The sequence below is a fragment of the uncultured Sphingomonas sp. genome (assembly GCF_964250165.1).
Taxonomy (GTDB): Bacteria; Pseudomonadota; Alphaproteobacteria; order Sphingomonadales; family Sphingomonadaceae; genus Sphingomonas.
This window is the reverse complement of sequence record NZ_CAXUEK010000030.1, coordinates 1-10,928: the sequence shown is the minus strand read 5'-3', so window position 1 is coordinate 10,928 and position 10,928 is coordinate 1. Positions and strand designations below refer to the sequence as shown.

Genomic DNA, 10,928 nt, shown 5'->3' with positions numbered 1-10,928 from the left:
CGCGGGGCCAGGATGAGCAGGCGCGCCGTCACCGCGTGCCGGCCGGAGCCGCGTCTGCCTCCTCGCCCCGCCGCATCAAGGTCGATCCCCTCCCCGAGAACGTCGGAACGCCGGTCAGTACCCCGTGGACGTCCCGCAGCGTCTCCCCGACGAGCAGGCCCTGCTCGGTGATCTGGAACTCGCGGATCGTCCGTTCGTGCCTCGTCGTGCGCGTCTTGATGACGGAGATCGCCTGACGGACTTCGCCTTGCGCCTCGAAATACCGAAGCTGCATGACCGTGTCGGCCAGGTAGCTGATGTCCACCTCGGTCCGCACGTTCCCGGTCACGCCGTGCAGCCCCAGGATCAGCATCGTCACGACGCCCTTCTGGCCGAGATAGCTGAGCAGTTCATGCATCTGCAGGACGAGGAACTGCTCGTTCGGCATCGAATGGAGATAGGCATTGAGGCTGTCGATCACGACGATGGTCGCACCGGACCGCTCGACCGCATCGCGAACCGCGCCCACGAAGGCACCCGGTGACAGTTCGGCGGGATCGATGGCGCGGATGGCCAGCATGCCGGCGTCCACGAACGGCTCGAGCGCCATGCCCAGCGATGTTGATCGCTTCAGAAGCGTCGGCAGCCGTTCGTCGAAAAGGAAGTAGGATGCCTTGGCGCCGGCCCTCAACCCGGCAACCATCGCCTGGACGGTGGCGGTGGTTTTTCCCACCCCCGCCGGACCCGACAGCAATGTCGCGGTGCCGGGGACCAGGCCCCCTCCGAGCAGGCTGTCGAGATGATCCGACCCCGTCGATAGAGGGGTGTCGTCGTAACTGTCGCCATGCTCGGCCGCGACCAGCCGGGGATAGACGCGCAGGCCGCCCCGCTCGATCTCGAAGTCGTGATATCCGCCGCGGAACCGGACACCGCGCATCTTCACGACATAGACGCGTCGCCGTTGCGCGCCGAACCCTGACAGCGTCTGCTCGAGCATGATCACGCCGTGCGCGATGCTTTGGAGCTGGAGATCGCTCTCGCTGGCGCTCTTGTCGTCGAGCAGCAGGACCGTGCACTGGCGGGAGGCGAAGAAGTGCTTCAGCGCCAGTATCTGCCGACGATAGCGGACCGGGGTCTGTGACAATAGGCGCAGTTCGGACAGGCTGTCGATCACGACGCGCGTCGGCCTGATCTCGTCCACCTTGGCCATGATCTCTCGGACAGTCTCGCCAAGTTCGACTTCGCTTGGGTGCAGCAGGGTCTGCTCCTGATCGTCGCCGAGGCCGTCGGCCGGCAGCATCTCGACAAGGTTGATCGCTGCGAGCGACCAGCCGTGGCTCTCGGCGACCGCGAGCAGCTCGACCCGCGTCTCTGCGAGCGAGAAGTAGATACCGGTCTCGCCGGCCGTCGCGCCATTGAGCAGGAAGCCGAGCCCGAGCGTGGTCTTGCCGGTTCCCGGCGTTCCTTCCACGAGGTAGATGCGCTCGCGCGTCAACCCTCCCACGAGGATGTCGTCCAAGCCCGATATACCCGTCAAGGCCAAGGCGCGCTGGTCGGTCGTTGTAGTCGTCACGCCGGCTCCCCCTTGTCGTTCGGCGACATAGATGTAGCGGCACCCTGTTGCCAGCGGACATGACTGGCTGTCTGTCGCGGTCGGGGTCCGGCGGTGGCCCAGCTTACCGGCACGATCGCCCGGTCATCTTGGGGCACTCACGTCTCGGGACGAGCGTCAGCTCGGTCCTCGACCTTGTCCTGGGCGAGGGTCGGGTCGCGCGGGGGGCGGCTCGCCGCGACGATCGCCGCCCAGCCCGCCTCGTCGACCACGCGCAGGCCGAGCTCGGCGGCTTTCTTCAGCTTGGACCCAGCGCCGGGACCGGCCACCACCAGGTCGGTCCTGGCCGACACCGCGCCGGCGACACGCGCGCCCAGCGCCTCCGCCTGCGCCTTGGCCTCGTCGCGGCTCAGCGTCTCCAGCGTGCCGGTGAACACCACGGTCCGGCCGTTCACCTCCGACGCGCGCGTCTCGACGGCGAACGGTGGCGGCGCCACCTCGGCGAGCAGGTCGTCCCACACGCGGCGGTTGTGCGGCTCGTGGAAGAAATCGCCCAGCGCGGCGACCACGCTGGAGCCGACCCCGTCGATCAGCTCGAACTGGTGCAGCGCGTCGGCCGCCGCGGCCTCATCGCCGCGCACCGCTTCCGCCGCCGTGCGCAGCGCGGGCAGCGTGACGAAGCTCCTGAGCAGGTCGCGCGCGGTGACGATGCCGACATGGCGGATGCCGAGTGCGAACAGCAGTCGCGCGGCGTCGGGCGCGCGCTTGGCGGCGATCGCGGCGAGCAGCGCATCGACCGATTTCGCCTGCCAACCCTCGCGCGCGACCAGGTCGTCGCGATGCGCGGCGAGCCGGAACAGGTCGGCGGGCTCGGCTACCCAGCCCAGCCCGATCAGCTCGACCAGCGTCTTCTCGCCCAGCCCGTCGATATCGAGCGCGCCGCGGCTGACGAAGTGCCGCAGCCGCTCCAGCCGCTGTGCCGGGCAGATCAGGCCGCCGGTGCAGCGGATGTCGACTTCGCCCGGTTCGGCCACCGCCTCGCTGCCGCAGGCGGGGCAATGATCGGGGAAGGCCCAGGCCGGGCGATCGGCGTCGGGGGTCAGGTTCTCGACGATCTGCGGGATCACGTCGCCGGCGCGCTGGAGCAGCACGCGGTCGCCCGGGCGCACGCCAAGCCGCGCGATCTCGTCGGCATTGTGCAGCGTCGCGTTGGTGACGACGACGCCGCCGACCGTCACCGGCGCCAGCCGCGCGACCGGCGTCAGCTTGCCGGTGCGCCCGACCTGGACGTCGATGGCGTTTAGGGTGGTCTGCGCGCGCTGGGCCGGAAACTTGTGCGCGATCGCCCAGCGCGGGGCGCGCCCGACGACGCCCAGCCGCCCCTGCCAATCGAGCCGGTCGAGCTTGTAGACGACGCCGTCGATATCGAACGGCAGATCGGCGCGCTCCGCCTCGATGTGGCGATACACCGCCAGCGCCGCGGCGATGTCCGGGCAGAGCGTCAGGTCGTCGGCGACGGGGAAGCCCCAGTCGCGGAGCGCGTGCATCATCCCGGAATGGGTGCCGGCGGGCATGCCGTCGGTCTCGCCCCACCCCCAGGCGAGGAAGCGCAGCGGCCGGCTGGCGGTGACGCCGGCGTCCTTCTGGCGCAGCGAGCCGGCGCCGGCATTGCGCGGGTTGGCGAACTGGCGTGCGCCTTCGCCGCCCTCGGCGAGCAGGCGCGCGTTCAGCGCGGTGAACGCCGCCTTCTCCATATACACCTCGCCGCGCACCTCGAACAAGGCGGGGGCACTGTCCGGGAGCGCCCTGGGGATGTCGCCGATGGTGAGGACATTGGCGGTCACATCCTCGCCGACCGCACCGTCGCCGCGGGTGAGCGCCTGGACCAGCCGGCCGCCCTCATAGCGCAGCGAACAGGACAGCCCGTCGATCTTCGGCTCCGCGGTCACGGCGACCGGATCGTCCTCGCCGAGCCGCAGGAACCGGCGCACCCGCCCGACGAACTCCGCCACCTCGGCGTCCGTAAAGGCGTTGTCGAGGCTGGTCATCGGCCGGGCGTGCGCGACCTTGGCGAGGTGCCCGGCGGGCGCGGCGCCGACCTGCCGGCTCGGCGAGTCGGGGCGGATCAGGTCGGGATAGGCCGCCTCGATCGCCCGGTTGCGCGCGACCAGCGCGTCATACTCGGCGTCGGTGATCGCCGGCGCGTCCTCACCATGATACAGCGCGTTGTGCCGCGCGATCGTGCCGGCCAGCATCTCCAGCTCGGCCGCGGCGGCATCGGGAGTGGCGGGCAGCGCGTCCATGCGCCGGTGTGCTTAGCGGCTCAGGGCAGCGCCAGCCAACCCGTCACGACGGCGGCGGAGAGCAGCAGCGCCAGCGGCAGCGGCCGCCAGTCGAACGCGCTCATCATCTCGATCCCGGCGCGGGCATTCCACGCCGCCACGACCGCCGCGAAGATGCACCAGAGCAACAGCGACCACGGCCAGCCGCCCATCGCGAGCGCGACGACCGCACCGGCCATAACGGCGACAAAGGCGATCGCGGACACGAGCAGGAACAAGCCGCCGACCGGCAGCATGGCAAGCGCGATCCGCGCTTCCCGGCGCTGGCCCCGCGTGAGCTCGACATCGGATACGTCTGCCGTCATGGCCAAGCTGTAAGGGCCGCCTTCTTCATAATTACCCTTCAAGAAAAGACCCCCGGCGGGATTCGGCACCGAGGGTCGAGAGCCCGCCTAAGAGCGCGATACAGGCCTGAAATATTAGGACCGCGATGGGGCGCGTCAACCCTACGCCGCCTCCAGCAGCCGCTCGGCCTGTGCCCTTGCCTCGTCCGTCACCTGCGCGCCGGACAGCATGCGCGCGATCTCCTCGCGACGCTCCTGTTCGCCGAGTGCGCGCACGCCGGTGCGGGTGACGGTGCCGTCGTGGCTCTTGGCAATCAGGAGGTGCTGCGCGCCGCGCGCCGCCACCTGCGGGCTGTGGGTGACGACCAGCAGCTGCCCGCCCGCCGCCAGCCGCTGCAGGCGCTCGCCGATCGCCGACGCCACCGCGCCGCCGACGCCGCGGTCGATCTCGTCGAACACCATCGTCGCCGCCGAGCCTTCGCCCGCAAGCGCGACCTTGAGGGCGAGCACGAAGCGCGACAGCTCGCCGCCCGAGGCGATCCGGACGAGCGGGCCGAACGGCGCGCCGGGGTTGGTCGCGACCTCGAACTCGATCCGGTCGCGGCCCGCCGCGGACCAGCCCTCCTCGCCGAGCGGCGTCACGGCGGTGCGGAAACGCGCCGCGTCGAGCTTGAGCGGCGCGAGCTCGCCCGCCACCGCGGCATCGAGGCGTGTCGCCGCCGCGTCGCGCGCGGCCGACAGCTCGTCGGCGGCGTCGAGGTAGCGGTCGCGCGCCAGCGATACCTCGGCCGCCAGCGCCGCCACACCGCCTTCGCCCGCTTCCAGCCGCGCCAGCCTGGTCGCCAGCTCGTCGGCGAGCGCCGCGAGATCGTCGGGCTGCACGCGATGCTTGCGGGCCATGGCGCGGAGCTCGAACAGCCGCGCCTCGTCCTCCTCCTGCGCGCGCGCATCGAAGCGGAGCGCGTCCGCCGCTTCGCGCAGCCGCTCCTCGGCGACGCCGCCCTCGATCACCGCGCGGTCGATCGCCGCCAGCGCGTCGGCGAGCGCCGGGTGGTCGCCCGCGATCCGCTCCAGCACGCGCGCCGCCTGGCGCAGCCGCGAGAGCGCGCCGTCCGCGCCCTCCAGGTGCGACTCGACGGTGTGGAGATCGTCGGCCGCCTTCTCGGCGCGCTGCATCAGCCGGCGTCTGTCGGCGAGCGTCTCCTCCTCGCCCGGCTCGGGCGCGAGCGCGGTCAGCTCGCCGACCGCATGGTCCAGCCAGTCGCGATCCGCCGCCGCGGTCGCGATCTCGGCGCGCGCCGCCGCCAGTGCGCCCTCGGCCGCGCGCCACGTCGCCCATGCCTGCGCCGTCGTGCGGGAGTCGATCCGCCCGAAGCTGTCGAGCAGCGCGCGGTGTCCGGCGGGGGCGAGCAGGCCGCGATCGTCGTGCTGGCCGTGGACCTCGACCAGATGGGTGCCCAATTGCCGCAACAAGGCCGCCGACGCGGGCTGGTCGTTGACGAACCCGCGGCTGCCGCCGTCCGCCTTGACGATGCGGCGCACGATCAGCGGCTCGCCCGGCTCGATCTCCAGCCCGTTCTCCGCGAGCAGCGCCGCGAGCGCGCTGTCGACCGCCGGCGCGTCGAAGGTGGCGGTGACCACCGCCTGGCCGGCGCCGTGGCGCACCAGCGCGCTGTCGCCGCGCGCGCCGAGCGCCAGCCCCAGCGCGTCGAGCAGGATCGACTTGCCCGCGCCGGTCTCGCCGGTGAGCACGCCCAGCCCGCCGGCGAAACCGAGGTCCAGCGCCTCGATCAGCACCACGTCGCGGATGGAAAGCGCGCTCAGCATGGCGCGCTATAGCGCCCGCGGGCGTCGACCGGGAGAGGGCGGGTTCAGCCGCCTGTCGTCGGCCCCGTGTTCGCCGGGGTGGTCGTTGCCGGTCCCGCCGGCGCGGGCGTCGCGGTGGTCGGCGCCGTCGTCGGGTCTGGGTCGGTCGCGGCCGGCGCGGGCGTCACCGTGCCGCCCGGCTTGATCTTGGCCGTGCCCGAATCGCCGGGCAGCGACTGCGCCTTGGCACCGGGCGTGCCGAGCGGCACCGGCTGCTCGCCGCGCGGGACCGCCGGCAGCGCCTGCGCCGGGTGCTCCTGCATCAGCTTGTAGGCATGGTCGTACCAGGACGTGCCGGGATAGTTGCGGCCCAGCACCGCCGCCGCCTTCTTCGCCTCCTCGGTCACCCCGAGCGCCTGGTAGCATTCGGTCAGCCGCATCAGCGCCTCGGGCGTGTGGGTCGTCGTCTGGTAGCCGTCGATCACGGCGCGGAAGCGCATGGAGGCCGCCAGCCACTGGCCGCGCCGCTCGTAGAAGCGGCCGACCTCCATCTCCTTGCCGGCGAGGTGATCGTTGACCAGGTCGATCTTGAGCCGCGCGTCGGACGCGTAGCGGCTGGTCGGGTAGCGCCGCGTCAGCTCGCCCAGCGCGTCCAGCGCCTGGCGCGTGATCTTCTGGTCGCGCGTCACGTCCTGGATCTGCTCGTAATAGCCGAGCGCGACCAGATAATAGGCATAGGCCGCGTCGCGGTTGCCGGGATGGACGGAGATGAAGCGCTGCGCCGACTGAATCGAGTTGGTGTAGTCGTGGTCGAGATAATAGGCGAACGCGCTCATCAGCTGCGCACGCCGCGCCCACACCGAATAGGGGTGCTGGCGCTCGACCTCGTCGAACAGCTGCGCCGCCTCCTTGTAGCGGGCCTGGTCGAGCCGCTGGCGCGCGGCGGAATAGAGCGTGCCGACGTCGCGCGCGACATAGGGCAGGTCGCCCTTGGCGCGATGGCGCGCGCAGGCGGAGAGCGGGAGCGCGACGGCGAGCGCGAGGAGGAGGGCGCGGGACTGGCGGGTAGGCATGGGCGCGTGCCTTAGCGGCTCCCGATGAACGGGAACAGACCCGGCGTGGAGCGCGCGGCGGCCTGCGGCGTTACGCAGGCGTCCGATCCACAGGAGCCGTCATGCCCGCCACCCTGCTGCAGACCCATCGCGTCGAGAAGCCCTGGGGCCGGCACGATCTCTGGCCGGGCTTCGACGACCAGCCGCAGGATCAGCAGCCGATCGGCGAGATCTGGTTCCAGGAGCCGGGCGACACCACGCCCGACCTGCTGATCAAATATCTGTTCACGTCCAAGCCGCTATCCGTGCAGGTCCACCCCGATGACGAGCAGGCGCGCGCGCGCGGGCTGCCGCGCGGCAAGGACGAGTGCTGGAACATCCTCGCCGCGCAGCCGGACTCGACGATCGCGCTCGGCACGAAGGCGCCGATCGACAAGGACCGGCTGCGGCAGGGCGCCGAGGACGGCTCGATCGAAGGGCTGCTCGACTGGAAGCCGGTGACGCCGGGCGACTTCCTCTACTGCGCATCCGACACCATCCACGCGATCGGCGGCGGGCTGACGGTGATCGAAATCCAGCAGAACTCGGAGACGACCTACCGGCTCTACGATTACGGCTCCGACCGCGAGCTGCACCTGAAGGACGGGATCGATGTGGCCGACCCGGTGCCGTATGTGCCGATCGCGTCGCCGGGGGACGCCGGCGACGGACGTCACCTGCAGGTCGAAGGGCCGAAGTTCGTGCTCGAACGCTGGACGGGCGGCGAGCGGCCGGTGAAGCTACCCGCGGGCAAGACCGGCTGGCTGGTGCCGATCAAGGGCTCGGGCGAGGTCGCCGGCGTCGCCTGGCGGGCCGGTCAATGCGTGACGGTGACGGGGGAGGAGACGGTGACGGCGAGCGCCGACGCCGACCTGCTGTTCGCCTATCCGGGCGCGGAACGGATGGTGCTCTAACTCCTCCCTTGAACGGGAGGATCAAATGTCCGGTCCGCGATATTCCTCCTCGCTGACCTGCTCCAGCCAGTCGACCGCCTTGCCGTCCAGCTGTTCCTGGACGGCGAGGTGCGTCATGCCGGTGGTGGCGGTGGCACCGTGCCAGTGCCGCTCGCCCGGCGCGAACCACACGACGTCGCCGGGCCGGATCGTTTCGACCGGCCCGCCGTCGTGCTGGATCCAGCCGCGCCCGGCGGTGACGATCAGCGTCTGGCCAAGCGGGTGGGTGTGCCAGGCCGTGCGCGCGCCGGGCTCGAACGTGACGCTTGCGCCCGCCACCCGCGCCGGGGCGGGCGCAGCGAACAGCGGATCGATGCGGACGCGGCCGGTGAACCAGTCGGCGGGACCGGGCTGGGACGGGCGTGATCCGGCGCGCGTGATATCCATCTTGCTTACCTTCGCATGTTGGCGCCGCCAACGCGCTTGAGCGACGGCTGCTCCCGGCCGGGGTGACGGAAAAGCCGTTACCCGCTACATGCCGCCCCATGGCTGCGCACGGCGCCCCGACGCCGCCCGCCGGCCCGGCTGCCGCCACCGCGCGCCAGGAGTTCCGGGCGCTCGTCCGGCTCGCCGCGCCGATCGTCGGGGCGAACCTGCTGCAGATGGCGGTCTATGCGATCGACGTCATCTTCGTGGCGCGGCTCGGCACCGTCGAGTTCGCCGCCGCCACGCTGGGCGTGTTCCTGTTCAGCCTGCTGATGTGGTCGACGGTGTCGATGGTCGGCGCGTTGCAGCCGATCATCGCCGCCGAGCGGGGCGCCCGCGCGCATGCGGTGCGCGAGGTGCGGCGCACCTTCCGCATGGCGCTTTGGCTCGGCGCCGCCGTCAGCGTGCCGATGATGCTGCTGCTTGCCAACGGCGCGGCGGTGCTGCGGCTGGCGGGGCAGGACCCGGCGGTGGCGGCGCGGTCCGGCGCGTTCCTCCACATCCTGCTGTTCGCCGCGCTGCCGGCGTTGCTGGGCGGCGCGATGCGCTTCACCGCCGCCGCGCTGGGGCGGCCGGGCTGGACCATGGTGGTGACCGCGCTGGCGGTCGGCGTCGGGGCGCTGGGCAACTGGCTGCTGGTATTCGGCCATGGCGGCTTCCCCGCGCTGGGGCTGGAAGGTTCGGCGATCGCGAGCGTCGCGACGGTGACGACGACGACGATCGCCTATGCGCTGATCCTGTCGTTCGACCGGCGGCTGCGCCGCTATCGGCTGTTCGGCCGCTGGTGGCGACCCGAATGGCGCCGGCTGGGCGACATCGCGCGGCTGGGCTACCCGATCGCGCTCGCCGTCACCTTCGAAGGCGGGCTGTTCGGCGGCGCCAGCCTGTTGATGGGGCTGATCGGCGTCGACGCGATCGCCGCGCACGGCGTCGCGATCAACATCGCGTCGATCGCCTTCCAGCTCCCGTTCGGCGTCGCGCAGGCGGCGACGATCCGCGTCGGCCTGGCCTATGGCGCAGGCGACCGGCGCGGGATCGGCCGAGCGGGCGCCGTGGCGCTGGCGACGGGGATCGGCCTGATGGCGCTGACCGCGAGCGTGATCTGGAGCGTGCCGCGCTTCCTGATCGGCGGCTATCTCGATCTCGCCGATCCCGCCAACGCGCCGGTGGTGGCGCTCACCGTCCGGCTGCTCACCGTCGCCGCCGCCTTCCAGCTGTTGGACGGCGCGCAGGCGGTCGGGCAAGGCATCCTGCGCGGGCTGCAGGACACGCGCGCGCCGATGCTGATCGCGCTGGTCGGCTATTGGGTCGTCGGCTTGGGCGCCTGCGTGCTGTTCGCCTTCCGCCTGCGGTGGGGCGCGGTGGGGGTGTGGCTCGGCTTCGTGCTGGGGCTGGCCGTGGTCACGGCGCTGCTGCTCCGGCGCTGGTCGCGGCGCGAGCGGCTGGGGCTGCTGCCCGCGCCATAGGCTCGGCCGCCAGTCCTCGCCGTAACCGGCATGGGGCGCATCGACGACGCGCGCCGCCTCCGCACGAGTTCCGCCTTCCACTTGTAGTGCGCGCCGACGCCGGCGGGGGCGAGATCCTAGGCCTGGGTGCCGCCCGTGCGCGGCAGCACGGTGACGTCGCCGGCAGTTCCCCTCGTGCTGTGGTACGTGCGGAGTGAGCCGGAGGCGCGGCGCGGCGGACGCGCGCTGCCAATATTTGGCGGGCCAAGGCCATTGACGGACCTCGCGACAGGTCACATATGGCGGGCGTTGGCACTCCCCGCGTGGGAGTGCCAGACCCGTTCACTATACAGCATGAGGGACAGTGCACATGAACTTTCGTCCGTTGCACGACCGCGTTCTCGTTCGCCGCGTCGAGGCAGAGGAGAAGACGGCCGGGGGGATCATCATCCCCGATACCGCCAAGGAAAAGCCGCAGGAGGGCGAGGTCGTCGCCGCCGGCAGCGGCCTGAAGAGCGAGAAGGACGGGACGATCACCCCGCTCGACGTCAAGGCGGGTGACCGCATCCTGTTCGGCAAGTGGTCCGGCACCGAGGTCAAGCTCGACGGCGAAGACCTGCTCATCATGAAGGAAAGCGACATCCTCGGCATCGTCGGCTGAGTGATTTCGCCTCAACTTTCCCTCAACTTCCAGTTTTGAAAGGGTAGCCGACATGGCAGCCAAGGACGTGAAATTCAGCCGCGACGCCCGTGAGCGCATCCTGCGCGGCGTCGATATCCTCGCCGACGCGGTGAAGGTGACGCTGGGCCCCAAGGGCCGCAACGTCGTGATCGACAAGAGCTTCGGCGCGCCGCGCATCACCAAGGACGGCGTCACCGTCGCCAAGGAGATCGAGCTCAAGGACAAGTTCGAGAACATGGGCGCGCAGATGCTGCGCGAGGTGGCCTCGAAGACCAACGACAATGCCGGCGACGGCACCACCACCGCGACCGTGCTCGCCCAGGCGATCGTCCGCGAGGGCATGAAGTCGGTGGCCGCGGGCATGAACC

The 10,928-nt window shown here is 71.3% G+C and carries 10 protein-coding genes; 4 read left to right on the top strand and 6 right to left on the bottom strand.

Going from position 1 to position 10,928, the window contains the following annotated elements; translation table 11 throughout:
* Nucleotides 1–28: 28 nt before the first annotated feature.
* From ACFE64_RS08180 to ACFE64_RS08160, 5 genes are all read right to left on the bottom strand, one after another.
* Nucleotides 29–1,552: an ATPase domain-containing protein gene (locus ACFE64_RS08180; RefSeq protein ID WP_375391969.1), complete on the bottom strand. Its 1,524-nt coding sequence runs from the start codon at nt 1,550–1,552 to the stop codon at nt 29–31.
* A 137-nt stretch (nt 1,553–1,689) separates the two neighbouring features.
* Nucleotides 1,690–3,834, bottom strand: a complete 2,145-nt coding sequence (gene ligA, locus ACFE64_RS08175) for an NAD-dependent DNA ligase LigA (RefSeq protein WP_375391968.1) — start codon at nt 3,832–3,834, stop codon at nt 1,690–1,692.
* 20 nt (nt 3,835–3,854) lie between these two features.
* A complete protein-coding gene (locus tag ACFE64_RS08170; RefSeq protein ID WP_375391967.1) occupies nt 3,855–4,178 on the bottom strand; it encodes a hypothetical protein in 324 nt (107 codons plus the stop codon).
* 141 nt (nt 4,179–4,319) lie between these two features.
* The gene (gene recN, locus ACFE64_RS08165) at nt 4,320–5,984 is read right to left on the bottom strand and encodes a DNA repair protein RecN (protein ID WP_375391966.1); all 1,665 of its coding nucleotides are present in this window, start codon (nt 5,982–5,984) and stop codon (nt 4,320–4,322) included.
* Between the two features lie 44 nt (nt 5,985–6,028).
* On the bottom strand, nt 6,029–7,036 hold the full coding sequence (locus ACFE64_RS08160; RefSeq protein WP_375391965.1) for an outer membrane protein assembly factor BamD: 1,008 nt from the start codon (nt 7,034–7,036) through the stop codon (nt 6,029–6,031).
* A 101-nt stretch (nt 7,037–7,137) separates the two neighbouring features.
* Between ACFE64_RS08160 and ACFE64_RS08155 the strand changes: the two genes are divergently transcribed.
* Nucleotides 7,138–7,968 (top strand): class I mannose-6-phosphate isomerase, encoded by an 831-nt coding sequence (locus tag ACFE64_RS08155; RefSeq protein ID WP_375391964.1) that lies wholly within the window; start codon nt 7,138–7,140, stop codon nt 7,966–7,968.
* Nucleotides 7,969–7,989: 21 nt separating this feature from the next.
* Here ACFE64_RS08155 and ACFE64_RS08150 read toward each other — a convergent pair whose 3' ends face one another.
* Nucleotides 7,990–8,394, bottom strand: coding sequence for a cupin domain-containing protein (locus ACFE64_RS08150; protein ID WP_375391963.1), 405 nt, complete (start codon nt 8,392–8,394; stop codon nt 7,990–7,992).
* A gap of 98 nt (nt 8,395–8,492) precedes the next feature.
* Between ACFE64_RS08150 and ACFE64_RS08145 the strand changes: the two genes are divergently transcribed.
* The 3 genes from ACFE64_RS08145 to ACFE64_RS08135 form a co-directional block, all read left to right on the top strand.
* A complete protein-coding gene (locus ACFE64_RS08145; RefSeq protein WP_375391962.1) occupies nt 8,493–9,899 on the top strand; it encodes an MATE family efflux transporter in 1,407 nt (468 codons plus the stop codon).
* Between the two features lie 349 nt (nt 9,900–10,248).
* Nucleotides 10,249–10,539 (top strand): co-chaperone GroES, encoded by a 291-nt coding sequence (gene groES, locus ACFE64_RS08140; protein ID WP_375391961.1) that lies wholly within the window; start codon nt 10,249–10,251, stop codon nt 10,537–10,539.
* Nucleotides 10,540–10,591: 52 nt separating this feature from the next.
* The coding region (locus ACFE64_RS08135) for a TCP-1/cpn60 chaperonin family protein (protein ID WP_375391960.1) at nt 10,592–10,928 on the top strand (337 nt) is incomplete at its 3' end.

Excerpts from the sequence above, each read along its gene's own strand:
- ACFE64_RS08155 (WP_375391964.1), top strand. The coding sequence starts at position 7,138 with ATGCCCGCCACCCTGCTGCAGACCCATCGCGTCGAGAAGCCCTGGGGC.
- ligA (WP_375391968.1), bottom strand. The coding sequence starts at position 3,834 with ATGGACGCGCTGCCCGCCACTCCCGATGCCGCCGCGGCCGAGCTGGAG.
- ACFE64_RS08160 (WP_375391965.1), bottom strand. The coding sequence starts at position 7,036 with ATGCCTACCCGCCAGTCCCGCGCCCTCCTCCTCGCGCTCGCCGTCGCG.
- ACFE64_RS08170 (WP_375391967.1), bottom strand. The coding sequence starts at position 4,178 with ATGACGGCAGACGTATCCGATGTCGAGCTCACGCGGGGCCAGCGCCGG.
- groES (WP_375391961.1), top strand. The coding sequence starts at position 10,249 with ATGAACTTTCGTCCGTTGCACGACCGCGTTCTCGTTCGCCGCGTCGAG.
- recN (WP_375391966.1), bottom strand. The coding sequence starts at position 5,984 with ATGCTGAGCGCGCTTTCCATCCGCGACGTGGTGCTGATCGAGGCGCTG.
- ACFE64_RS08145 (WP_375391962.1), top strand. The coding sequence starts at position 8,493 with ATGGCTGCGCACGGCGCCCCGACGCCGCCCGCCGGCCCGGCTGCCGCC.
- ACFE64_RS08150 (WP_375391963.1), bottom strand. The coding sequence starts at position 8,394 with ATGGATATCACGCGCGCCGGATCACGCCCGTCCCAGCCCGGTCCCGCC.